The 23,527-nt window shown below is 69.3% G+C and carries 22 protein-coding genes; 11 read left to right on the forward strand and 11 right to left on the reverse strand.

The window, feature by feature from the left end:
• The first annotated feature begins 100 nt into the window (after nucleotides 1-100).
• Complete coding sequence (locus HUA75_RS29735; RefSeq protein WP_141648617.1) at nucleotides 101-400, forward strand: hypothetical protein; 300 nt, start codon at nucleotides 101-103, stop codon at nucleotides 398-400.
• Nucleotides 401-466: 66 nt separating this feature from the next.
• Here the strand turns inward: HUA75_RS29735 and HUA75_RS29740 are convergent, their stop codons facing one another.
• Nucleotides 467-1,984: an insulinase family protein gene (locus tag HUA75_RS29740; RefSeq protein ID WP_174488294.1), complete on the reverse strand. Its 1,518-nt coding sequence runs from the start codon at nucleotides 1,982-1,984 to the stop codon at nucleotides 467-469.
• On the reverse strand, nucleotides 1,984-3,390 hold the full coding sequence (locus tag HUA75_RS29745) for a pitrilysin family protein (RefSeq protein ID WP_141648616.1): 1,407 nt from the start codon (nucleotides 3,388-3,390) through the stop codon (nucleotides 1,984-1,986). The genes HUA75_RS29740 and HUA75_RS29745 overlap by 1 nt, the downstream gene beginning before the upstream one ends.
• 197 nt (nucleotides 3,391-3,587) lie before the next feature.
• Here HUA75_RS29745 and HUA75_RS29750 point away from each other — a divergent pair, with 197 nt between their 5' ends.
• Together HUA75_RS29750 and HUA75_RS29755 are read left to right on the forward strand one after the other, a co-directional pair.
• A complete protein-coding gene (locus HUA75_RS29750) occupies nucleotides 3,588-4,376 on the forward strand; it encodes a DUF4190 domain-containing protein (RefSeq protein WP_174488295.1) in 789 nt (262 codons plus the stop codon).
• Nucleotides 4,377-4,490: 114 nt separating this feature from the next.
• Complete coding sequence (locus HUA75_RS29755) at nucleotides 4,491-4,976, forward strand: DUF2267 domain-containing protein (protein ID WP_141648609.1); 486 nt, start codon at nucleotides 4,491-4,493, stop codon at nucleotides 4,974-4,976.
• 8 nt (nucleotides 4,977-4,984) lie between these two features.
• Here HUA75_RS29755 and HUA75_RS29760 read toward each other — a convergent pair whose 3' ends face one another.
• From HUA75_RS29760 to HUA75_RS29785, 6 genes are all read right to left on the reverse strand, one after another.
• The gene (locus HUA75_RS29760) at nucleotides 4,985-6,889 is read right to left on the reverse strand and encodes a HEAT repeat domain-containing protein (protein ID WP_371746221.1); all 1,905 of its coding nucleotides are present in this window, start codon (nucleotides 6,887-6,889) and stop codon (nucleotides 4,985-4,987) included.
• Nucleotides 6,890-7,003: 114 nt separating this feature from the next.
• A complete protein-coding gene (gene dnaA / locus HUA75_RS29765; protein WP_141648947.1) occupies nucleotides 7,004-8,356 on the reverse strand; it encodes a chromosomal replication initiator protein DnaA in 1,353 nt (450 codons plus the stop codon).
• 258 nt (nucleotides 8,357-8,614) lie between these two features.
• On the reverse strand, nucleotides 8,615-8,899 hold the full coding sequence (locus tag HUA75_RS29770; protein WP_174456102.1) for a hypothetical protein: 285 nt from the start codon (nucleotides 8,897-8,899) through the stop codon (nucleotides 8,615-8,617).
• A gap of 3 nt (nucleotides 8,900-8,902) precedes the next feature.
• Entirely contained in the window at nucleotides 8,903-9,307 is a 405-nt protein-coding gene (locus HUA75_RS29775; RefSeq protein WP_174488296.1) for a hypothetical protein, read from the reverse strand.
• 15 nt (nucleotides 9,308-9,322) lie between these two features.
• Nucleotides 9,323-12,634 (reverse strand): DUF3626 domain-containing protein, encoded by a 3,312-nt coding sequence (locus tag HUA75_RS29780; protein WP_174488297.1) that lies wholly within the window; start codon nucleotides 12,632-12,634, stop codon nucleotides 9,323-9,325.
• Between the two features lie 36 nt (nucleotides 12,635-12,670).
• Nucleotides 12,671-13,300 (reverse strand): hypothetical protein, encoded by a 630-nt coding sequence (locus HUA75_RS29785; protein WP_174488298.1) that lies wholly within the window; start codon nucleotides 13,298-13,300, stop codon nucleotides 12,671-12,673.
• A 341-nt stretch (nucleotides 13,301-13,641) separates the two neighbouring features.
• Here HUA75_RS29785 and rpmH point away from each other — a divergent pair, with 341 nt between their 5' ends.
• From rpmH to HUA75_RS29825, 8 genes are all read left to right on the forward strand, one after another.
• On the forward strand, nucleotides 13,642-13,794 hold the full coding sequence (gene rpmH, locus HUA75_RS29790) for a 50S ribosomal protein L34 (RefSeq protein ID WP_141648952.1): 153 nt from the start codon (nucleotides 13,642-13,644) through the stop codon (nucleotides 13,792-13,794).
• Nucleotides 13,795-13,806: 12 nt separating this feature from the next.
• Nucleotides 13,807-14,229: a ribonuclease P protein component gene (gene rnpA / locus HUA75_RS29795; protein ID WP_141648953.1), complete on the forward strand. Its 423-nt coding sequence runs from the start codon at nucleotides 13,807-13,809 to the stop codon at nucleotides 14,227-14,229.
• Complete coding sequence (gene yidD, locus HUA75_RS29800; protein ID WP_141648954.1) at nucleotides 14,226-14,444, forward strand: membrane protein insertion efficiency factor YidD; 219 nt, start codon at nucleotides 14,226-14,228, stop codon at nucleotides 14,442-14,444. Before rnpA ends, yidD begins: the two co-directional genes overlap by 4 nt.
• Before the next feature lie 48 nt (nucleotides 14,445-14,492).
• Nucleotides 14,493-16,313 carry a membrane protein insertase YidC gene (yidC, locus tag HUA75_RS29805; protein WP_174488299.1) on the forward strand — a complete coding sequence of 607 codons (1,821 nt, stop codon included), beginning with the start codon at nucleotides 14,493-14,495 and terminating at the stop codon, nucleotides 16,311-16,313.
• The gene (locus HUA75_RS29810) at nucleotides 16,310-17,140 is read left to right on the forward strand and encodes a hypothetical protein (protein ID WP_174488300.1); all 831 of its coding nucleotides are present in this window, start codon (nucleotides 16,310-16,312) and stop codon (nucleotides 17,138-17,140) included. Before yidC ends, HUA75_RS29810 begins: the two co-directional genes overlap by 4 nt.
• A gap of 11 nt (nucleotides 17,141-17,151) precedes the next feature.
• Nucleotides 17,152-17,379 (forward strand): hypothetical protein, encoded by a 228-nt coding sequence (locus HUA75_RS29815; protein WP_141648817.1) that lies wholly within the window; start codon nucleotides 17,152-17,154, stop codon nucleotides 17,377-17,379.
• Between the two features lie 39 nt (nucleotides 17,380-17,418).
• Complete coding sequence (mnmE, locus tag HUA75_RS29820; protein WP_141648816.1) at nucleotides 17,419-18,750, forward strand: tRNA uridine-5-carboxymethylaminomethyl(34) synthesis GTPase MnmE; 1,332 nt, start codon at nucleotides 17,419-17,421, stop codon at nucleotides 18,748-18,750.
• A gap of 77 nt (nucleotides 18,751-18,827) precedes the next feature.
• Nucleotides 18,828-19,439 carry a Uma2 family endonuclease gene (locus HUA75_RS29825; RefSeq protein WP_174456108.1) on the forward strand — a complete coding sequence of 204 codons (612 nt, stop codon included), beginning with the start codon at nucleotides 18,828-18,830 and terminating at the stop codon, nucleotides 19,437-19,439.
• 15 nt (nucleotides 19,440-19,454) lie between these two features.
• Here HUA75_RS29825 and HUA75_RS29830 read toward each other — a convergent pair whose 3' ends face one another.
• From HUA75_RS29830 to HUA75_RS29840, 3 genes are all read right to left on the reverse strand, one after another.
• On the reverse strand, nucleotides 19,455-20,498 hold the full coding sequence (locus tag HUA75_RS29830; RefSeq protein WP_141648815.1) for a general secretion pathway protein GspE: 1,044 nt from the start codon (nucleotides 20,496-20,498) through the stop codon (nucleotides 19,455-19,457).
• A 341-nt stretch (nucleotides 20,499-20,839) separates the two neighbouring features.
• Entirely contained in the window at nucleotides 20,840-22,630 is a 1,791-nt protein-coding gene (gene sppA / locus HUA75_RS29835) for a signal peptide peptidase SppA (protein WP_141648814.1), read from the reverse strand.
• Nucleotides 22,631-22,825: 195 nt separating this feature from the next.
• Nucleotides 22,826-23,467: a metallophosphatase domain-containing protein gene (locus HUA75_RS29840; protein ID WP_174488301.1), complete on the reverse strand. Its 642-nt coding sequence runs from the start codon at nucleotides 23,465-23,467 to the stop codon at nucleotides 22,826-22,828.
• Between the last annotated feature and the right edge of the window lie 60 nt (nucleotides 23,468-23,527).

A 23,527-nucleotide genomic window follows, 5' to 3' on the forward strand; every position in this document is an offset into this window, starting at 1 on the left:
GTCGCACGGAGCTTGGTGCCCGTGGTCGTCGCTCCGACATTGAGCCCTGTGTGGAGTCGGCGTGGGGATGCACTCCGCGCCCTTCGACGAGGAGCGCGACATGGGCACGGGCAACAAGAAGAACGACCCCTCGAAGGGTGGCGGGGCTGGGGGCCATCACAAGCCGACCTTCGCGAAGGACCGCGTGGAGCGAGGCCTGGAGGCGGATGACACCCTGCCCCTCTACGCCGCGGACTCCATCCGCAGCACGCGGGAGCAGAAGTTCGCGCTCGACAGCGACGGCCCCGTCGGCGGCGACGTGCCCGACATCCGCAGCCCCATCGATGAGGCGGACGAGCTGGAGCGCGAGCGGCAGGGACGCGAACGGGCCCTGGAGCGTCAGGTCGAGGAGGAGGACTGACGCCGCTTGCTGACGAGACCCGACGCGTCCTTCGTCGACGCGCCGGGCTCGTTGCTGGACTGACGACTACGGGCGCGCGCTCGCGCTGCCCGGCTGCGTGTCCGGCTCCACCGCCATCAGCTTGCCCAGGTTGAGCGGAGACACCTGCTCCTGGATGAGCAGCGGGTCTCCCACGAGGATGATTTGCAGCGTGGCCGGGTCCAGGTACTTCTCGGCCGCGCGCTGCACGTCGGCCGCCGTGGCGGTGCGCAGCCCCTCCACGGTGCGGTTGAACTCATCCAACGGCCGGCGCTTGCGGTACAGCTGCGACGCGCTGGAGCCCAGCCCCTCCACCGACTCGAAGGCGCCGGGGAAGGCGCGGATGAGGCCCTCGCGCGCGGCCGCCAGCTCCTTCTCGGTGATGGGCTTCGACTTCAGGCCATTCAGCTCGCCCATCGTCTCGTTGAGCGCGGGGCCCGTCACGTCCGCGCGCACCGACGTATAGGCCGTGAGCGGACCGACGCCCAGGCGCGCGTCCGTACTCGCCCCCGCGCCGTAGCTGTAGCCCTTGGCCTCGCGCAGGTTCATGTTGAGCCGGCTGCCGAAGAAGCCGCCGAACACGGTGGTGGCCAGCTCCAGCGAGTACTCGTCCGGATTGCCCGCGGCGATGGCGGGACGGCCCAGCATCATCACCGTCTGGTCCAGGCCGGGCTTGGGCACCACGTACACCATCTGGCGCGCGGGAGTGGACGGCGCGGGCGGCGCGGCGGGCGGAGTCGCGGGCGCCTTCCATGCACCGAAGTGCTGCTTCGCGAAGGCCACGGCCTCCTCCAGCGAGATGTCACCCGTCAGCACGAGCGCCGCGGCGGCCGGACCCACGTGCTTCTTGTAGAAGCCCTGGATGTCCTCCAGCGAGAGCGCCTGCACCGTGTCGGGCATGCCCGCGGACGTGTGCCCGTACGGGTGCGTGTTCCCGAAGACGGAGGACAGGAAGACAATCTGCCCCAGCGCGCTGGGCTGACCCAGCCGGCGCACCAGGTCCGCGAGCTGCTGCTTCTTGCGCCGCTCGAAGGCCTTGGGAGCGAAGGTGGGCCGCAGGGTGACGTCCGCCAGCAGGGCCAGCGCGGCGTCCACGTTGCGCGTCAGCACGCGCACGCCCACCTGCGCGCCATCCGGAGACACCTCCTGGAAGGCGGACACGCCCAGGTCCGAGAAGGCGTTGTCCAACGCCACCGTGTCGCGGGTGCCCGCGCCCTCCAGCAGCATGCGGTACGTCAGGTCGGCGAGGCCCTTCTTTCCCACCGGGTCCTGCGCGCTGCCCGCCGCGAAGGTGACACCCGCGAAGACGAGCGGCAGCTCACGCCGGGTGCTCACCAGCACGGTGAGCCCGTTGTCGAGCGTCGCCTTCTGGAAGGTGGGCAGCACCAGCTCCGGCGGCTTGCCCGGCTGGGGCGGCGTCGCGCGGAAGGCCTCCGCGTCGGCGGGCGTCGCGGGGTTCGGGGATTGGGGCGCGGCGGTGCCCTGGGGCTCGGTCGTCGAGGGCTTCTGCTGGCTGGCGCAGCCCGCGAGCGAGACGGCGACGAGGGCGGTGATGAGGCGGCGCATCAGTGGCGCTCCTTCGGTTCGACGGGTGCCTGCTTCCGGGCGGGAGGCACGGCGTGGAGGATGACGCGAGCATCGGGGCGCAGCGTGTCGCGGGCGAACAGCTTCACGGACTCGGGCGTCACCGTCTCGTAGCGCGCCAGGTCCTGCGCCACGTAGCTGGGCTCACCGACGAAGTGGTTGTAGTTCTGCAGCACGTCCGCCTTGCCACCGAAGCCGCCGATGGACTGGAGGCCCGCCAGCGTGCGCGTGTCATAGCGGGTGCGGGCGCGCTGGATTTCCTCCGGGGTGATGCCGTTGCGACGGATGTCTTCCAGCACCGCGTCCACTTCCTTGAGCAGCGCGTCCGTGGAGACGCCGGGCCGGGCCACCACGTCGAGCGTGAAGACCGACTGCGCGCCCTGGCTCTGCTGGGTGACGTTGACGCTCTGGGCCAGCTGCTTGTCCAACACCAGCCGGCGGTAGAGGCGGCTGGCCTTGCCGGTGCCGAGCGCCGTGGCCAGCACGTCCGCGGTGGCGTCCCCGTCCTCGAAGTACCCGGGCGACAGCCACTGGATGGACAGCAGGGGCAGCGTGGCCACGCGCTCCTCGTGGCGGATGACCACGGGCTGCGCGAGCTTCACCGAGGCGACCTCGGGCTTCGTCGGCTTGGGGTGGCTGGGCAGCGAGCCGAAGTACTTCTCGATGAGGGCCTTCGTCTTCGCCACGTCGAAGTCACCGACGACGGCGAGCGTGGCGTTGGACGGCGCATACCACTTGCGGAAGAAGTCCTTCACGTCCTCCGGCGTGGCCGCGTCCAGGTCCTTCATCGAGCCGATGACGTCACCGTGGTACGGGTGCGGCAGCGGGAACAGCGCGTGCCAGGCCGCCTCGCGGGCGAGGCCATAGGGGGCCGTCTCGGTGCCCTGGCGGCGCTCGTTCTTCACCACCTCGCGCTGGGTGGCGAGCTTCTCCGGGGAGAGCGCGTCGAGCAGGAAGCCCATGCGGTCGCTCTCCAGCCAGAGGGCGGTCTCCAGGTGGTGGGTGGGCACCGTCTCGAAGTAGTTGGTGCGGTCGAAGCTGGTGGTGCCGTTGAGGTCGGTGGCGCCCAGCTGTTCGAGCATGGAGATGTGCACGTCATCGGCCACGTTGCGCGAGCCCTGGAACATCATGTGCTCGAAGAGGTGGGCGAAGCCGGTGCGGCCGGGCTGCTCGTGGTAGGCGCCGACGTGGTACCAGACGTTGACGGAGACGACGGGCAGCTTGCGGTCGACGGAGAGGATGACCTCCAAGCCGTTGGGCAGCGTGTACTTCTCGTAGGGGATGGCGACCGCTTCGCGACCGGGCTCCAGCGGCTTCGCCTCTTGTGCTGAGAGGGCGAGTGCCGGGAGCCCGAAGACGACGAGGGCTGCGGCGACGAGGGCCTTCATTCGGGACAAGGTTCCTCCGGGGCTTCCGTGCCAGGGACTCACCTCTCGCGCTTAGCACGCGTCCCTCGCCGGGTGGGCAAGGAATGACAAGCGGAATGGGCGGCGGGTGGCAACTGTTGAGGGCCGGCTCCGAGCGGGGTGAGGTGTCCGTTGACTCGCGTCCCAAGCGCGCGGCGCTCCATGAGACACTGGAGCGCATGGTTTCCTTGGTCGGTGTCACGCCTCGCTGCGCTCTCCACCCGGAGGTGGAGGCGGGGGGGACGTGTCAGCGCTGCGGCGGCTTCGTCTGTGAGGAGTGCTCCACGTGGGTGATGGGCGTGCTGTATTGCGCGGCCTGCTCCCTCCGCCCGGAGGTGAACTACCTGGAGACCTTCCGGCTGAAGCTCTGGGGGCGGCGCGACACGAATGCGTGGCTGGTGGGAGTCGGGACGCTGGGGGTGTTCGCGGGCGTGCTGACGGCCTTGTTGCAAGGCGTCTGGCCCATGGCGCTGGTGCTGCTCGGCGCCGCGGTGGTGGGTGGGGCGTTCTACCTGGGACAGAGCTGGGCGAGGACGGCCCTGGTCTTCACGCCGGTGGTCGCGGGGGTGGCGGGCGCGGCGATGTTCGGCCCCGCGCTGCTCGTGGGTGGGTTCCTGCTTTTCGTCACCGCGTTGCAAATCTTCCTCGACACGAGGAACCGGCTCTTCTTCCGCGTGGACGTGTCGGAGAAGGAGCTGCGGCGGTTGTGGGATTTGCGGGTCAACAACCCGATGGCGAGACATGCGCTGTCGTTGGGGTTCACGACGTTCATCTTTCCGGTGCTGGGGCCCGTGGCGGTGGTCTTCGGTCTCATCGCCTTGCGGAAGGTGGATTCGCGAGCGCGGCCTCCCATCGGTAAGGGGTGGCAGGCGGTGGCGGGCATCCTGCTGGGAGTCGGGGGCACGGTGCTGTGGTTGCTGCTCTTCGGGCCGCTCGTGAAGGGCTTCCTGGAGCGGCTTCCCGCCTGAGTGCCGGCTCGTCGCCCCGGCGCGCGGCGGGGGCATGCTGCCTTCTGGGAGGGAGGTGTCCACGGTGAGTGGGTGGGAGTCAGCCACCACACCCGGACAGGGGAGGGCCACGACATGGCGAATGAAAACGAGGGACGACCAGAGGCGGGCGAGCGCCCGAGCACGTCGACGGAGGAGCTGCGCGCGAAGCGGCGCGAGTCGAGGACGTCGCGGACGTACACGCTCTTCTTGAGGGACCTGGAGGCGAAGGCGGGAGTCGACCGTCCGCTCGCGGAGCGGGCCGCGGAGTCGGTGCTCTGCACGCTGGAGCAGCGGTTGATGGGCCAGGAGGTGGAGCACCTGGAGGCGCAGCTGCCGCAGAAGGTGAGGGACTTGTTGCAGCGCTGCCCGCGACACGAGGGCCTGCCTCCCCGCAAGTTCAAGATGCTGGAGTTCCTCCAGATGGTCTCCGACGACCTGGACACGACGCCGAACGAAGCGGAGCGCCTCACGCGCGCCGTGTTCGCCACGGTGCGAGCGCATATTTCCGAGGGAGAGGCCGAGGATGTGATTGGCCAGCTCCCCGCGGACCTGCGCGCGCTGTGGGTTCCGGAGGCGTGAGCCGCGCCCTACTCCGCGAGGAGTGATGAAGCCAGACGTCTCACGTCCTCGGAGTCATCGCGGGCGACCACGTCGCGCAAGAGCTCACCGGCCAGGTGCTCCACGGTGAGCAGTGTCCCCAGCATCCGCACCACCTCGGCGCGGACCTGGGGCTCGGGATCCGCACGCAACACCTGCGCCACCGCGCGCAGGTGCGGACCAGCCACGCGCCGCGAAATCATCACCGCCGCCTGCACGCGCACCCGCGCCTCCGGGTCCTCCAGCAGCACAGTGTCCAACAACACATCCACGTCCGCACCCGCCATCGCCCCCAACGCCTCCGTGGCCACCACGCGCACCTCCGCCGAGCGGTGAGCCAGCGCCGCGCGCGCATACTCCAACCCTCGAGCCGAGCCCGTCCGCGCCAGCGCCCGCAAGCACGTCTCCACATCCAGCCGCTTCGCCTCGCAGCGCCCCATCAACCCATCGAGCACCCCGAGCGCACGTCCGGGCTCCGAGCGCTCCAACCCCTTCGCCACCGAACCGAGCGCGAGCACCACCGCGCGCTTCAGCTCGCCTTCCTTCGTCGCTCCCACGGCCCGAGCCAACGCTTGCGTCAACTCCGCCGACGGCCGCGCCACCTTCCCCGCCGCCGTGGCCACCAACGCCCGTGTCGTCACCCTCAGCCGCGATTCCCCCAGCAGCCGGGCCAGCTCCCGCTGTGCCTCCGGAGTCCCCGCGCTCCCCAGCGCGTCCAACACCTGAGCCACCCCGCTGCCTTGAGCCGCCGCCACCCACCGCACGCGCCGCGCCGCCAACACCGCCTTCGTGGGCAGCAGTCGGAACAGCGCCGCCAGTCGCTCCCGGGCCTGAAGCAACTCCTGCTCCCGCGTCTCCGTCTCCAGCACGCCGAGCAGGACCTCCAGCGTCGCATCCCCCACCAGCCGACGGTCCCCCTCCACCGCCCCCATGCGCGTGGACTCCATCGCCGACAGGGGCTCCGCGTGCAGCCGGCTCCGGGCCTCTCGAAACACTCGCATCGACAGCGATGTCCGACGCGGCGTCTCCAGTCGAGTCAGCGCCACCCGGGTCTCCGCGCGCGTCTGGGGCAGCCCCGTCGCGCCGCCTCCCAGCTCCACCACGTCCGAGCCCGTCACCTCTCGCAAGAGCCCGTCCTCGTCGAGCATGAAGTCCAGGTGCCCTCGCAGCCGAGGCACCACCAGGCCCGGACCCCGAGGCCCCGTCGGCGCCCACAGCGGCAGCGCCGTCCGCAGGTAGCGCCGCTTCGTCTTCACGTACGTGTTCGCGCTGCCCCCCGCGCGGTACTCCGACTCGTAGTCCCCGGTGGTGTCTGTCTCCTCCGTGCTCCAGCTCCGGCCGTCCTCCGCCACGAACTGGGTGGCCGCCAGCAGCAAGCGCAGGAACCGCCGCTCCCGCGCGGCCAGCTCTCCGTCGAAGTGCACCGAGAGCACGCGTCCACGGGGGTCCTGGGCCACGTACACGGGCCGCTCGAAGCGCGAACGAAAGGCGCGCAGTTCGTCCTCTCCGAGTGGCTCCTCCACCTCCACTCGCGAGGGCTCCACCCGAGCGGAGAAGAAGTGCTGCCCTCCCTCCTCGCCCAGATACGTCAGCTCCAGCACGCCGCTCCAGCCGGTGTGCCGCCAGGTGCGTCCCGTCTCCGCGCCGGGGAGCTGCTCGGCCGAACGCGCATCCAGGTCGAACGAGTACCGGTGCTCCAGTCCGGGCGTCAGCACGCGTTGGCGGCCTCGCTTCCCGGGTGGGACTGTCTTTGGGACAGCGGTGGAAAGGGGCTCGTCGGAGCGCGGTGCGGGGTGGCTCACCGAGATGACCTGGGTGGGCGCTGACGGCTTCCAGCCTCGCTGCGCCTCGAAGCTCCACAGGGCCATCACCGCCAGCAAGACGATGAGGGGCACCAAGCTCTTCAGGCGAGGGGACACGGCACCTGGGATACGGAGCCACCCCCCATTCCTGGTCGTCGGCCCGGCGTGACGCGGTGCCTCAACCCAGGGAGGAGGAAGACCGAACGCTCACTGACCGCCGAGCCGCAGCTCCAGCTCCGCCAGCTCCCGCTTCACGGTGGGGTCCGACTCCCGCAGCCCCTCCACCTTGCGCACGGCGGAGATGACGGTGGAGTGGTCCTTGCTGAAGCGGGACGCAATCTCCGGGTAGGAACTCTTGGTCAGCTTGCGGCTCAGGTACATGGCCACCTGCCGCGCATGCGCCAGGGCTTTGTGACGGCGGTCTTCCTTCAACGACTCCACCGTGACTTTGTAGAAGCGGGCCACCTCGCGCTGGATGGCTTCCACGTCCACCACGTTCTGCGCGGGGAGGATGTCGCGCAGCACCTCCGCGGCGAACTCCTCCGTCACCGGCTGGCGCGTCAGGCTGTGCACCGCGGACAGCTTCACCAGCGCGCCTTCGAGCTCACGCACGTTCTTCTGGATGTGCTTGGCGATGAAGTGCGCCACCGAGTCCGGCAGGTCCAGGTTCTCCGTCAGGGCCTTCTTCTGGAGGATGGCCACCCGCGTCTCGTACGTGGGCTCGCGGATGTCTGTCATCAACCCCATGGTGAAGCGACTGCGCAGCCGCTCCTCCAGGCCCGGAATCTCCGCGGGCACCGTGTCGCTGGTGAGGATGATGGCCTTGCCCAGCTCGTAGAGCGTGTTGAAGGTGTAGAAGAACTCCTTCTGCGTCTCCTCGCGCTTGCCCAGGAACTGGATGTCGTCGATGAGCAGCACGTCGCACTCTTCCCGGAACTTCCGCCGGAAGTCCGTCATGCGGTGCTCGCGAACGCTCTCCACGTACTCGTTGGTGAACTGCTCGCTCGACAGGAACACCACCCGCTGCGTGGGGTCCTTCTCCCAGATGTGATTGCCCACCGCCTGCAGCAGGTGCGTCTTCCCCAGGCCGGTGCCGCCGTAGATGTAGAGCGGGTTGTAGTGGTGGCCCGGCTTGTCGGACACGGCCTGCGCCGCCGCGGCGGGGAGCTGGTTGCTGTCCGCCACCACGAAGGTGTTGAACGTGAAGCGGCTGTTCAGCCTCGAAGGACGGCCAATGCTCACCTTCACGGTGGGTGTGGGCGGGAAGAAGCCCTCCGGGACGAGTCCCTCCACCACTTCGTAGGCGACGGAGACGAGTCCGTCACCCAACCGGGCCAGGTGTCCTTCGAGCAATCCGCGGTAGTGGTCATCCACCCAGTCGCGGAAGAAGCGATCCGGAACACCGAGGACGAGCGCCCCGTCACGGACCTCCAGCGCGCGAACCCGGTCCAACCACTGGAGCGCGTACTGACGGCCTTCCTGACGGATGGCCTCCAGCATCTTGTTCCAGAGAATTCCAGCACTTGGAATGGAGGGTGCGGCCTGAGCGAGGGCGTTCAAGTGTGTCTCAACCGTGCAAAGCGGAGGGAGTTGCGAGCGTCTGGCGGTGCTAACAGACGCTTCCGGGTGGATCAAGCTACCGACCCAAAGCGGCGCCGTTGAAGGATCTTTTCCGGGTCCGGATGATCGGCAACGGCCATGCCGCCCCGGCGCGATTGTGGAGATCCGCCCGACGCCCCCCAACCGCTGGGGTTCCCCTGTCCCGACTTGACTGTGGGTACGGAATGCAAAAGGGCGCGGTTTCGCGCGTGCGCGCCCTCAGGGGCTCCCGGTGGATCCGCTGGAGGGCACCACGCCCAGCGCTTCGTGGCTCTGGGCATCCAGCTCCGGGAAGCAGAGGTGACACGGCCCTGGGGGCAGTCCGCCGACGCGCGCGAAGCCCCGCGCATCCGTGCGTCCCTTTCGCTGGGTGCCGTCCGCGAGGATGACGATGAAGCGCTCGTTGGCGATGGGCATGTCGTTCTCTCCCACGAGTTCGAGCTCCACCCAGCCCTCTTCCAGGGGGCACGCCTGCACCGCGGCACTGTTGTCTTCGAGGCCCATGTCCTAGGTCCCTCCGTTCCTGAAGCGCTGTCGTGTCTGGGCGTTGCGTTCTTCGCGCTGCTTCCTACGCGTCGCCTCCAGGTGCAGGCGGCGCATCCGCTCGTGCGGCTCGGTGACGTCCGCGTCATCGAGCATCTGCGAGGCCCAGCGCAGCTCGGGACGTGACTCGAAGTCGAGCCCGTGCATCGCCGTCACCTCCACGTACCAGGTGAGGCCCTGTCTGGACGTGAGCGAGCGCGCCTTCGCCTGACTCAGGCCCTCTCTCACGTGCGCCGCGAGCGCCGCGTCGTCCAAGGCTCGCAGCTCCTCGGGGAAGTGGCGCCGCAGGTGCTCGCGCAGGTCCGCTTCGAAGCGCTGCTCCGAGACGGCGCCGAGCGCGCTCAACTGGTTCTCTCGAATGGTCAGCATGGGCGAGGGCATCCGTTAGAGCGTGGACTCCGCTTCGGAGCTGGGGAGCTTCGAGTCGGGAGGCTTCGAGTCGGGAGGCTTCGAGTCGGACACGGGGAGCTTCGGCTTTGGAGGCGCCTTGTGGTGCTGTGCGCCGGAGAGCTTTCCGGTGACGGTCCGCGCGCCGAGGGGATTCTGCTGCTTCATCGCGTCCTCCCGGGTGGCGAAGACCTCGAAGCTGTCGTCGCTCACGTAGCGCACGGGGATGCCACCGGGGCGCTCGTCGGTGGCCCACAGTTGAGCGAAGGCGAGCAGCTTTGCGTCGAAGGCGCCCCAGTCCCAGACCTTCTCCTCGCTCTTGTACGCGTCGCGGCTCGCCGGGTTCACGCTGATGCGAATCTCCTCCACGTCGTGGGCCCACTCGACGAGCCCGTGGATGTGGGCCTCGATGTAGGGGATGGCGGCCTTCTTCTGGGCCGCCCTGCGCAGGCCGTCGTTCTGTCCCCGCCCGGCGGCGTAGAGCTTCAGGTGGTCTTCCTGGAAGCGCAGGCCGCTGATCTGCTTCAAGAGGGTGAACGGGTGGGTGGGCGTGCAGAGGTCGTCGGGGAACACGCCCACGCTGAAGGTGTCGTTGTGCGTGAGGGTGATGCGCCGCCAGAGGTGGGGCTTGAGGATGTAGGCCGCGTCGCCGTACTTGGGGCACGCGCCGGACGTCGTCTGCGCCAGGTTGATGGCGGCGTACTTGGGTCGGCGCGCGCGGTCGAAGCCAGGGGACTCGCAGGGGGTCTGGTACTGGACCTTGAAGCGCTCGGCGTTGTCGCGAGGCACCGAGTCCGTGCTCGCGCCCACGCGCTGCTTGCCCGTCTTGAAGAAGATCTCCCAGTACTGGGCCAGGTGTGCCGGCAGCTTCGTGCCCCGGTCCACCGCGTCGATGACCTTCTCCAGGTCATCGCAGTTGAGGTTCGCCGTGAGCTGGAACTGCACCAAATCCCGGCCGAAGTTCTCGACGGTGTAGTCCGTGGAGCCCGTGGTGTTGAAGGCCGTCAGGGCCTCGGTGGCGAGGGCGTGGTCGCGCGTCACGCGCTCGATGGTGTTGATGCGCGCGCGGACCAGCACCAGGCGCTCCTCGGGCGTGAGCTTCAGGAACTGGGCGTCCTTCGGGTCGAAGCAGGCGTGGAAGTAGTACTGGTAGAAGAAGGGAAAGGACCGAGGCTTCTGGACGATGGCCTCGATGAGCACCGACTCGTGGGCCTCGAAGTAGCCGCCGAACTGCTTCGTCACGCCCCGGAAGGACTTGAGCCCTTCCTCGAAGTGGACCCTCCCTGGCCCTCCGGACTTGCCGTCGTCTCCGTCTTCGGGCGGCACGGCGATCTTCTCGGTGATGTGGACGAACCAGGCCGCGTCCGCGATGAGCTGCTCGCGGAACTCCTGCTTGCGTCCCTCCGCCAGCTTCACCCTGTCCAGCCGCTCATCGGTCAGGAACAGCAGTCGCTCTGGCAGGAACTTCTTGTTGTTGAGGACGCGGTGGATTTCGAGCGTGTCCGCGTCGTGGACAATCTGCTCGTTGAGGTCCCCCAGCCTCGGAGGCTTGGGCTCATCCGTGCGCGCGGTGTTCTTCGCGTCGCCCTTCTTCGCGGAGCGGCTGTCCACCTTGCTCACGGTGATGACCTTTGGGACGGAGAAGCCCTTCTCCTCCGGGGGCTTCGGCTTCTCCTTTCGCTCGTCGTCGTTCTGCTCGTTCTTGACGATCATCCTCGCGACGTAGGCGGCGTACTCGTTCCCGTAGCCGGACTCGCGCAGGTAGTAGAAGCAGTTGCGCGCGCTCTCGTGCTCCCAGACGTCCTTGCCTGAGCTGGCGCGGGCGCAGTCATGCATGCCGATGCCGTAGGCGATGGCGGAGATGTCCACCTCATCCAGCTCGGGCTCGGGCATCCGCGCGAGGGCTTCGTCGCGTTGCCCGTCGTCATTGGCTGGTTTGGTGCGCAAGCTCTCCGGTCGCGTGTCCCCGGGCAGGAAGCGCGGCTGGCCATGGCGCAGGTAGAAGTTCGCCATGGCCATGCCGAGTATCAGGCTGCGCGCGATGTGCTGGTGGTTGTGGTGGAAGTCGGGAACGTTCTGCTCGTAGTGCGCCAGGAGCGTGTTCATGTCCTGGCGCTGGAACTGGAAGAAGGTGGGCTGGAAGCCCTCCGCGGGCACGCGCTTGAGGAGGCTCTGCGTCCGGTCCGTCTGGATGGCCTCGGAGGTGTCTGGGTGGAGTCGGGGCTCCAGCGTGAAGCCGCCCTTCTCCACATAGGTGGAGTACTTGGAGACGAACCCGCCCCCCTTGGGCTTCCGGGGTGAGGGAACGCTCGACGACTCACCGAGCACCTCCCAGAGGGTCCGTCCTTCGTCCACCAGGGTCATCAGGCTCTCGGCGCGCTCGCCGTTGATGACCGTCAGCGCGCTCGGGCTGGTGTGGATGAAGCACTTGGTGAAGTCCCGGTCGTTGTTCGTCGCGAGCAGCAGGGCCGTCTTGAGCTTCTTCTTCCGGCTGCTCTTCGTGCTCATCAGCGACTTCTTGAGGATGACGTCCGAGTCGCTCTTCTTCGTGGGCTCGGGAGGCTTGCGCTCCTTCCGGGCAGACGACTCGCCCCCGAGCGGAGGCGGTGGCTGGGCCAGGGGCGCGGGCGGAAAGAGGGGCTCGAGCGCCCTCAACATCTGTCCCCGCAGCAGGTCGCAGCTCGCGCTGGTGATGAGGCCGAGCGGGTTCGCGGAGAGCGTCTGCCCCGCGCGCATCAGGGCCCGGGCGAACTGGATGACGTAGAGGCCGCAGTTGTAGCCATCCTCCTGACGCTCGACGTCCGCGGAGGTCGTGAAGTCGAGCGCCCGGGAGAGATAGCCCTTCGCGTGGAGCTTCTGGATGAGGGCCCGGGCCGCGCCCGCGTTGCTCTCCCCCAGGGAGTCGTAGTGCACGAAGGCGCGGGTCGCCGCGGAGAAGACGAGCAGGCTCCAGTGGGTCTCCTCGGTGTTGACGGGAAAGAGGAGCACTGGCGCGTCCTTCGGCAGCCGGGTGGTCGCCAGGTCCAGGTGCCGCGCGGCGCCCAGCTCCGCGCCCAGGGAGTTGCCGAAGGCCTCGTCATCCCCGTCCTTGCCCGCCTTGACCACGGAGGGGGAAATCCACATCACCTGGTGGGCGTTCAGCGCCCCCAGCCCGTCGTCGTAGCCGGTGACGCCGTGGTCGATGAGGGTGTCCGTCATCCAGCCGGTGTCTTCACGCAGTTGGAAGAGGTCGTAGCGGCTCAGGAGGTTCCGCGTGGCGCGCAGAACGGTTGCGTCACTGTCGATGTAGAGAATCCACTCGTGGGCCATGAGGGCTTTCGCGGGCGCGATGTTGGACGGTGAAGTTCAGGAGCCGTGGATGGCGATGAGCTGGGTGCGCGTGCGGTCGTCGACGGTGGTGACGCGCTCGTACGCGTCGTCGTCACCCGCGAGCAGGTCCTCCGGTGTCAGCTCCAGGCCGCAGTGCTCGCGCTTGAAGGCGATGACGGCGACGGCGAGCTCGTCCTCGTCCCCTTCGACGTCCAGGTAGCCCAGGTTGATGAGCCGCTGGCGCACGCCGCTGGCCTCCGTGGCCGGGTCCAACCGGCTCAGCTTCAACTCGTAGCGCTCCTCCCCTTCCAGCTCGAGCGTGGCCTGCTGGCTGCCCGGCATGACCCAGAACGTGACGTCCCCGGCGGGCCCGGTGGTGCCGGAGAGGGCCTCACCGTCGACCTCCAGGAGGTACCGGGCGTCCTTTCGGGGCTCCGAGCCGCTCAGGAGCCGCACCTGGACCTGCACGGGCACGCCCTTGCGGCGGAAGCGGTAGCGTTTGCCCGTCTGGGCGGCGTGGCGGACCTGCTGGAGGGCGGGAATCGTCAGGACATCGCCGGCCAGGAGCACATTGGGGTCCTGGCGCAGCTCACGGAGTTCAGCGTTACCCGGGTCATTCCAGATGGCCTCGGGGAGCAGGCCGTAGCGAGCCGCGATGTCATTCAAGCACTCATGTTCCTGGGCGACATGCACCTGGGGCATCGCCCGACTCTAACGCGGCGCGAAAGGTCGTTTGAGCGCATTGCAGGGCTTGGCGGAAGTTCCGAGTCCCGGGGTGATCGGCCGGGCGGCCTGGACTTCCGTTTCCGGACCCATGTAGGCAGGCAGGCGCCCCCTCTGTGGGCAGGGGGCGACGGTTTCGTTCCCAGGATCGGGAAAATGGGGCGGGTGGAGGTGATCCTCCGTTGACTTACCCTGGAAATGGGGTATGCCCCCGGCCCTTTCCCTAGTTCAGGTCGCGCCGGAGCAGCAGGAGGCGCCGCCTTCATCATCAAGGAGTTCGAGCCGTGTCCAAGCGCACGTACCAGCCGTCGAAGCTGCGCCGCAACCGCACCCACGGGTTCCGCAAGCGCAACGCCACCAAGTCCGGCCGGGATGTCCTCAAGCGCCGCCGCGCGAAGGGCCGCAAGCGGCTGGTCGTGTCGGCTGCGAAGAAGTAAGCGAGTCCGCGTGTGAGGGCCGAGGGTGCGACGCCGGGGCAGCAGGGCCCGGCAGACCAGCGCTTCCCCAAGGCCCTTCGCCTGCTCAGCAGGCGTGAGTTCCTCGAGGTGCAGGACGGTGGGCAGAAGCTCCCCTCCGACTGTCTCCTCGCTCTCTACAAGCGCAATGGCCGGACGTACTCCCGTGTTGGCCTCACCGTGTCGAGCAAGGTGGGAAACGCGGTGGTACGGGCGCGCCTGAGGCGGGTGCTGCGGGAGTTGTTCCGCAAGCGCCGCATGCAATGGCCCCCGGGCCTGGACGTTGTGTTGGTGGCGCGCTCGTCCGCGAAGGAAGCCTCCTTCGTGGCTCTGTCCCGCGCCTTCGACGGTGTCACCCGTAAGCTGCAGCGGCTCCCGCCGGCCGCCGAGCCGAAGCCGAAGGAGCCTCCCAGATGAGCCCGCTCGCCTTCGCCATCTCGCTGCCCATCCGGTTCTACCGGAAGTTCCTCGGGCCGCTCTTGCCGAAGGTGTGCCGCTTCCACCCCTCCTGCTCCACCTACGCCATGGAGGCGCTGGAAAAGCACGGAGGCCTCAAGGGCTCCTGGCTCACCCTGTGGCGCTTGATGCGCTGCCAGCCTTTCCACCCCGGTGGCATCGACCCGGTGCCGTGACGGGGCTTCCACCCCTTGCCGCACCCTCCCCCGAGGGGAGGGACCTCTATGAACGATCCGCTTTCGCCCCAGTCGAACGACTCCCAGAAGCGGCTGCTGGTCGCCCTGCTGCTCTCCTTCGCCGTCACCGCCGGATGGATGTTCCTCTTCCCGCCCCCGCCGGCCGCCCCCGGCGCCGACGACGCGGGTGTGACGACCACCGGCACGACGCAGGACGCGGGCACCACGGCCCAGGCCGCCCTCCCGCCGTCCGGTGAGGGCACGCCGCCGCCCACCGGAACTCCCTCGGACGCCACCCCTCCCCCGCCCGCGCGGCAGGTGGAGATGATGCGCAAGGACTCCGTCTACCGCTTCTCCTCGCTGGGGGCGGGCCTGACGGAGGCCCAGTTGCAGGGCGTGAAGCTGCGTGAGCAGCACTCGCTCACGTTGGCCCAGGGCTGGCAGTTGCTGGTGGGCAAGGAGGTTCCTCCCGCGCCGCAGATGAACCTGGCGCAGCCGGTGCCCAACGAGCCGCTGCCCCTGTCCGTCACCATCGAGGGCGCAAGCCCCCTGCCGAAGAACGTGCCCTACACGGTGGAGGAGAAGAAGGGCGGCGGCGCCGAGTCCGTCACCTTCACCGGCCGCCAGGGCCCGTGGGAAGTCGTGAAGGTGCTCCAGTGGCCGCACGAGGGCTTCGAGCTCACGTACACCATCCAGGTGAAGAACACCTCCGGCCAGCCTCAGAACGGCGAGCTTCAAGTTCACTACGGCCGCGCCATCGACCCGAACTTCGAGCACGCCCCGTCCTTCTTCGGCGGCGTGGGCAACCTGAGCCGCTCCGCGTGCTGGGTGGACGAGAAGCTCCACAACATGAACCCGGGCGACGACAAGCCCGAGGACACCAAGGGGCAGATCCACTTCTTCGGCATCAACCAGCAGTACTTCCTGTCCGCGCTCTACCCGCTGGACGGGCCGCGCCCCGGTCACTGCATCCTCACCGCCACGCCCACCGCGCGGCAGGTGACGGCGGCCTTCCCGCTGAGCGTGGGCGCGGGCGAGACGGTGACGCTGCGGCTCGGCGGCTACCTGGGCCCCAAGGACCCGGACCTGATGGCCGTGGTGCCCGGTCCGGAGCTGCGTCAGGCCGCGGGCCTGGGCGAGGCCGTGTTCCACCCGAAGCTCGAGGACACCGTCGACTTCGGCATCTGGGCGGTCATCTGCAAGATTCTGCTGGGCATCATGAAGTTCTTCCACGGCCTCACCGGCAACTGGGGCGTGGCCATCATCCTGCTCACCGTCGTGGTGAAGCTGGTGCTGCTGCCGCTCACCTACCGCTCCATGGTCAGCATGGAAGAGGTGAAGAAGCTCCAGCCGCGCATGGAGGAGATTCGCAAGAAGTTCGCGGACAACCGCGAGCAGCAGAACGTGGAAATCATGAAGCTGTACCAGGAGGCGAAGGTCAATCCGCTCGGCGGCTGCCTCCCGCTGCTCATCCAGATGCCGGTCTGGATTGCCCTCTTCACGGCGCTGCGCAACAGCTTCGACCTGTACGGTGAGCCCTTCTTCGGTCCCATCTGGAGGGACCTGACCTACAAGGACCCCACGTACCTGCTGCCCCTGGCGCTGGGCATTTCGATGATCATCACCCAGAAGATGCAGCCGCAGATGATGGATGCGACCCAGGCGAAGATCATGACCTGGTTCGTGCCCGGCATCTTCACGCTGACGCTGCTCCAGTACCCGGCGGGCCTGTCGCTCTACATCTTCACCAACAACATCCTCTCCATCGCGCAGCAGTACGGGCTCCGGAAGTGGCTGGACCGGAAGAACAAGCCCCAGGCAGGGGGCGGAACGCCCGCGGTGGCGACAGCGGGAGGAAAACGCAAGTGAGCGAGCAGCAGGTTCCTCAGCAGGCCCCCGTGGGCGGCACTCCCGCCTCGGGCGGGACTCCGGCCCCGGACTTCCGGCCGCGCGTGGAGAAGCTCCTCGGGGACATCCTCGGGCTGATGGGCTTCCCCGCGCGCCTGGACATGCAGGACGCGGCGGATGGCAGCCTGTCCGTCGCGCTGCACTTCGAGGCGGGCCCTCCTCCCGGCGTGGAGCAGGGCCGCCGCAGTCAGGTGCTGGATTCGCTCCAGTTCCTGCTCAACAAGATGCTGCACCGTCCCGGCGTCGAGCGGCGCTGGGTGGTGCTGGGCTGTGGCGCGCACCCGGAGCCCCGTCAGCGTCGCGAGCCGCAGCAGCAGGCCCCCGCGCAGGCGCCCGCCCCCGTGGCCGGCGCGGCGGCGGCCACGGCTCCCGCTCCCGCGGTGGCGCCCCGTGCGCCTGCTCCCGTGGCTCAGTCGCAGGCTCCCGGGAAGCAGGCGCAGCGAGGGACGGCTCAGGCCGCGGCGCCTCGGAGCGCGGCGGCGCCCGCGCGGGCGGGCGGCGAGTCGGATGAGCGCTCGGTGGCCGTGGAAGAGGATGCGGCGCTGCGAGAGGCGGTCCGCCGGCTCGCGGAGAAGTCCGCCAGCCTGGGGCGCTTCTACGCGCTCGCCGCGATGAAACAGGATGACCGCGCGCGCGTCTTTAAGGCGGTAGAAGGTGTGGCGGGGTTGAAGGTGACGGCCGAGGGCGAGGGTCGCAACCGCCGTGTCGTGTTCACTCCGGAGAAGCCGGCGCCGCTGCCCAAGCGGAGCTTGCTCCCGGATGATGACGAGGACGATTTCGACGAGTGAGAGGGCGGTGCATGGGCAAGGCGAAGGGTCTCAAGGACAAGCTGTACGGCGCGGCGGTGCTGAAGATGAGCTTCCGCCTGCGCGGGGATGAGGAGTCTCCCGCCTTCCGCTTCGTCTACCCGGGAGTGCTCCGGGACCTGGAAATCGAAGACGGAGCGGTCGAGAAGTACATCGAGGAGAATCGCGAGGCCGTCGAGAAGGCCGCCCGTGGTTCCACGCCCCCCATGGGGCCCCGGTAGTCTCTCCCGCGCGGAGGGGAGCATCGCTCCCCAGCCGAGATGACTTCAGCCACTTCCACCATCGTCGCGCTGGCCACGGCACCCACCGCTGGGGCCGTGGGCATCCTCCGGCTGTCGGGCCCCGCCGCGCTGGAGGTGGGTCGCCGCCTGGCGCCGAGCATTCCCGTGGAGCCCACGCCTCGCCACGCGTACCTCGCGGGCTTCGTGGATGCGCAGGGCCGGGCGCTGGACGAGGGACTCTTCCTCTACTTCCGCGCGCCCTCCTCCTTCACGGGCGAGGACGTGGTGGAGCTCCAGGCTCATGGCAGTCCGCGATTGCTTCAGTTGTTGCTGGCGCGTGCGCTGGAGGACGGGCTCGCGCGTCCCGCGGCGCCCGGTGAGTTCACCCGGCGCGCCTTCCTGAATGGCCGCATCGACCTGACACGCGCGGAGGCGGTGGCGGACCTGGTGGCGGCCGACTCGGAGTCCGCGGTGCGTGCCGCCGCGGCGGGGCTCTCGGGTGCGCTCACGGAGCGGGTGCGTGCGCTGGAGGAGCCCCTGCGCTCGCTGCATGCGGACCTGGAGGGCGTGCTCAACTTCCCCGACGAGGCGGAGGGCGCGGACGAGGATTCGGAGGCGCGAGTCCAGGTGCTGCGGGCTCGGGCGGAGGTGCTGCTCTCCGAGGCGGGACAGGGTCGACTGGTGCGCCGGGGCGCGCGCGTGGCGTTGTTCGGCCCGGTCAACGCGGGCAAGTCCACGCTGTTCAACCGACTGGTGGGCGAGGTGCGCGCGCTGGTGGACGACGAGCCTGGGACGACGCGCGATGCACTGGAGGCCCGTGTCGAGTGGAACGGCCTGGGCGTCACGCTGTTCGACACGGCGGGACTGCGCGAGACGCCGGGCCGCGTGGAGGCGCTGGGTATCGCCCGGACGCGCGAACTGCTGGCGGGCGTGGACCTGACGGTGCTCGTGCTGCCGCCAGGGACGTCCGAGTCTGACGCGGAGCGCTGGCGGGCAGAGGCGGGCGCGACGGACGTGCTGGTCATCGACGGCAAGTGCGACGTGGGGTCGGAGACCCTCGGTGCGCCGCGCCCGCGTGTCAGCGGGCTCACCGGCGAAGGTGTTGACGCCCTGCGCGAATCCCTCCTCTCCCGGCTGTGGGGTGGCGGTACGCCCTCCGCGGTAGCCCTCGTATCCGAGCGCCACGCCGATGCCTTGCGTCGCGCCGCCGAGGCACTCGCACGCGCGGAGTCCGCGTCGCGCCTGTCCACCCTGGAAGTCGTCTCCGGTGAGCTGGCCCTCGCCCTGGAGGCGCTCGGCGAACTGTCCGGAACCTCCGCTTCCGAGGCACTCATCGACGCAATCTTCCAGCGATTCTGCATCGGAAAGTGACGCGTTCCGAGCAGTCGGGGACGTGTCAGACCCCCTCCTAGAATGCCGCCCTCAACCGCCGCACCTTCGGAGGCGCTGTGACGGAAGGCATCATCCACCTGGCGAACCACTCGATGCTCTCGGCCCTGCCCTCGGGCTGGGTGGGAGAAGTCCTCGACGAGGAGTTCGTCGCTTCACCCAGGCTGACTCCCGCGCAGACTCGCGCCGCCTTCATGCTGGGGGTGGAACTGGGCGAGCAGCTCGACCGACGCCGGGGTGGCAGTGGCCGCTGGTGTTTCCTGCGCGCCCCCGAACTGCGGCTCGGTCACGACGTGCTCGTCCCGGACGTGGCCGGCTGGCGGCGAGACCGCGTCGCCTCCCCCATCGACCCGGACGTGCCCTTCCTCACGCTGGCCCCGGATTGGGTGTGCGAGGTGCTCGCGCCCTCCACCGCCGCGCTGGACCGCACGCGCAAGCTGCCCGTCTACGCGCGCCAGGGCGTCTCCCATGTCTGGCTGGTGGACCCCCTCGCGCGCACGCTGGAGACGTACCAGCGCGTCAAGCGAGGCTGGCTCCTCACCGGCTGCTACGAGTCCGACGCGCTGGTGCGCGCCGAGCCCTTCACCTCCGCACCGGTGGAACTCGAGACGCTGTGGCTCCCCGAGTCCTCGCTGTGCGGGGAGACTTCACTGCTCTCCGCCGTGCCCTGACTCCCGTCGCGCCCTTCAGCTCGCGCGGCGGAGAAACGTGGCATCACCCGCGGGATGCACCATCCTGCGCACCGCACGCAGCAAGAGGTCCGGATCCACCGGGGCGGCCAGGAAGCCTCGGGCCCCCACCGCCTGCGCGCGAGGCAGGTCCACCTCGGGCGTCTTGCCCGCCACCACCACCTGCGCGGGCACCTTGCACCCCAGGGCCTCCAGCGACGGCAGCGGCGTCACCACCACCTGCATCTCGCTCGAAGCCAGCAGCTCCTCGGTGCTCGCCACGCGGGAGGTGAGTCCCGCGCCCGCCAGCACCTTCACCAGCCCCGCCGCCGCGTCCACGCCCCAGCCGTACACCAGCACCTGGGCCATGGGCTCCGGACGGGCCGCCGTCAGCGTGGGCAGCTTCGAGCGCAAGGGCGCCCTCGGCGCGGGCACCTTCACCGCGGGCTGGGGCCGCGCCGCCTCTTCCTCCAGCGAGGACAGGAGCGGCAGCGCCTCCTCGGGCGGCGCCTCCATGTTCGTCAGCTCCACCATGCTGGCGCCGAGCACCATGGTCATCTGCTCGTCCGCCTCGGGCAGGGAGAACCCCTCCATGCCGGGCCGCCGGGCGACGACGTCCGTCTCGCCCCGGTACATCCGGCCAATGGCTCGGCGGATGGACGCATCCGTGGCCAGCTTCGCCACCACCCGCGTCCGCCCCGTCACGCTCTTCACCGCGTCCAGCGACGCAAGGCTCGCCGGAGCGGCCATGGCCACCACCAGCGTGTCCTTGGGCGCGTGTCCTTCCAGCCGCAGGGGCACCACCCGGTGCGCCTCCGCCACCCGCTCCGGAATCAGCCGCGCCAGCCCGGGCTCGGGCGCCTGCGCCGACAGGTCCACCGTCTGCATCCCCACCTGCTCCGCCAGCGCCTCCAGCACCTGATCCGCCGAGCAGAAGCGTTGATCCACGACCACCTGCCCCAACGGCACCCCCCACTTGCGCTGATACGCCAGCGCGGAGTGGAGCTGCAGCGCATCAATCACGCCGCGCGCCAGCAAGATGTCCCCCAGTCGCTTCTTCATACCCGGCTCCTCCGGCCCCCCACGGCGGCCACTACCCCTGGGAACGCACTCGTCCCGGAAAATTGAAACAGTTCTACGCCCGCACCGGCCGTCGCGGCTTCCTCGCCGACGACAGACGGTTCCGCGTCCACGACATCTGCAAGGCAGGGGCCCAGGGGCGCCCACCCACCGTGCCGCGTCGTCACGTCTCCTCTGGGAGACGGAGCGCGTCCAGGGTTGTGACGGCGCGAAAAGGGCTTCGAGGCATGCCGCGCGCCCCGAAGCCCTTGGATCCACGGCGTTCCGACATCACGCCCCTGCGTCCGGAAGGCACGCGGGGGCGCGTAAAACGGAAAGGCCCGCTACCAGCGCGTCTGGGGCATGGGCGCGTACAGCGAGCCGCGCTCGGGTGCGAAGACACCCAGCCGCACCCCCAGGCCATGCACCACGCGCGTGGCCTCCACCAGCGGCGCCCAGGGCGTGACGACCGCCGTCGTGGCGGAGGTGTCCTCGCTGTTGTCCCCCGTCTCGCCCAGCACGGAGGAGAGCACCTCGGCGGGGCTCTTCTTGCGCGGATACTCCTCGATGCGCACCCGGGCATCCGCGGGGAGCTTCGCCGCTTCCTTCGCCAGCTCGAGCGCCTTGGCATAGCCGCCCAGCGCATCCACGAGGCCGTTCTCCAGCGCGTCCTCACCCGTCCAGACGCGGCCCTTGGCCAGGCCCTGCAGCTTCTCCAGCGGCATCTTCCGGCTGCTCGCGGCGCGCGTGGTGAAGTCCGTGTAGATGCGGTCCAGCTCCGCGTCCACCCGCGCCTGCTGCTCCGGCGTGTAGTCCGCGTCCGAGCTGGCGAGCGTGGCGTTGCGCCCCAGCGCCACGGTGTCGAAGTTGACGCCCAACTTCTCCCAGAAGCCGTTGGTGACGAACTTGCCGGTGTACACGCCGATGCTGCCCGTCAGCGTGCCGGGCTGGGCGACAATCTTGTCCGCCTCCATGGCGAAGTAGTACCCGCCGCTGGCGGCGTACGAACCCATGGTGGCGATGACGGGCTTGCCCGCCTCGCGAGCGCGCTGCACCTCGCGGCGCACCGTGTCGCTGGCCACGTAGCTGCCGCCGGGGCTGTCCACGCGGAAGATGATGGCCTTCACGCGCGAGTCCTCGGAGGCCTTGCGCAGCGCCGCCGCCACGGTGTCGCCGCCCATGGCCCCCTCGCCGAACGGGCTGCCCCCGCTCTTGCCGCGCGCCACCTCGCCCACCCCGTACACGAGAGCAATGGTCTCCCCCGTGGTGTGCGGCCGGCCCGCGCGCTCCAGGTACTTCTTCACGTACAGGAGCTCCGCGCCGTCGCCCGCCGCCTTCTTCTGCTCGGCGTAGACCTCGTCGCGGTAGCGCAGGCCGTTCAGCAGCTTGCCGTCCACCGCCTCCGGCGCGAGCAGCGGTGCCCGGTCGATGAGCGCGCGCACCGCGTCCTCCGTCAGCCCGCGCCCCTCGGCGATGCCCCGCACCATCTGCCCGAAGAGGCTGCCCGCGAAGCGCTCGGTGGCCTCCAGGTGCGGCCCGGTGTAGCCCTGCTCGGTGTAGCTGTTGACCGCGTTCTTGAACTCGTAGCGCTTGTCGAACTGGGGCTTCACGCCCAGCTTCGCCAGCGCATCCCGAGCGAACGGCGTCTCGAACGCGAGGCCGATGATGTTCACCGCGCCGGACGGCTGCATGTAGATTTCATCGAAGGCCGACGCGAAGTAGTACGCGCTGGTGCCGTTGGCCTCCTCGCCGAAGGAGTCGGTGAAGGCGATGGCCTTCTTGCCCTTGGCCCGGAACGCCTTCACCGCGTCGCGCAGCTCCTGCGTCGTCGCGGGAGTGCCGGGGCTGGTGCCCACGCGCACCACCAGCGACTTCACCCGCGAGTCCTCTCCGGCCTTCTCCAGCGCATCCACCACGTCGCGCACCGTGAGCGGGTCCTCACCGAAGGCCCCGGCCAGCGAGTCGCCCGACACGTGCTCCGGCAGCGGCTGCGACAGGTCCATTTCCAGCACGAGGTTGGACGGCACGCTCGGGCGGCTCGTGGAGGCCATCACGATGAGGGCGATGAGGCCCAGCATGAAGAGGACGGACATCGCGCCAATGAAGGCGAGCGCGCCGATGAGAAATCGTTTCATCCGAAGAAGCTCCTGGTACCTGGGAGACGGGCCACGAATCCGGCACGCGGTCCTTACTACTTAACGGGCCAGGGTGCCGATGCTTGCACGTCTCCCCACGCCTCCCCGCCGCCCGAGCGACATTCCGGAGGATGAAGACTGGACGCACGGGTCTTCCTGGCCCCTCGCCGGGAGACGGGGCGCTCGTCCCCCGGCTCACGGCGCGTCCAGCTCCACCACCACGGGAGGCCGCATCCCGAACGGGTGGAGGTGACAGTTGGCCACGTTGAGGAAGCGGGTGGGCACGTCGGGAAGCGCGTGCTCGCCCGGTGACTCGTGGATGTGGCCGAAGACGTGGAGGCGCGGGCGGACCTGCCGCACGCGCGCGAGCAAGTCCGCGCAGCCCACGTGCGCCCCGAGGAACGTGCGGTCCCCGAGGCCCTTGGGGGGACCGTGGGTGATGAGCACATCCAGGCCCTCGGGGATGCGGTTCCAGTGGGTGAGGATGTCGGCGCCCCGCTCGCGGTTGAAGGCCATGCCTCCGAAGCGTGGCGTCACCGGGGAGCCCCAGAGGCGAAGCCCCCCGACGAGCACCTCCTCGTCTTCGAGGTAGTGCACGCCCGCTTCCCGCGCGAGGGTCCGGGTCAGCTCGGGCTGCGTCTCGCAGATGAAGTCGTGGTTGCCCGCGACGAACACCTTCTCGCGGGCCGGGCGGCTGGCGAACCAGGCGAGGAAGGACTCCAGCTCCGGCTGCTTTCCCCGGCGAGAGAAGTCACCCGCGTGGATGAGCACGTCACACGCGGGGACCTCCAGCTCCTCGTGCCGTCGATGGGTGTCGGAGATGAGCACCAGCCTCATACGAATCCCTTCGCTTCGGGCGTGGAAGTCCGAGGCCGGAGGGGACGCTACACCGGCACG

The organism is Myxococcus sp. CA040A (genome assembly GCF_013336725.1).
Classification (GTDB): domain Bacteria; phylum Myxococcota; class Myxococcia; order Myxococcales; family Myxococcaceae; genus Myxococcus; species Myxococcus llanfairpwllgwyngyllgogerychwyrndrobwllllantysiliogogogochensis.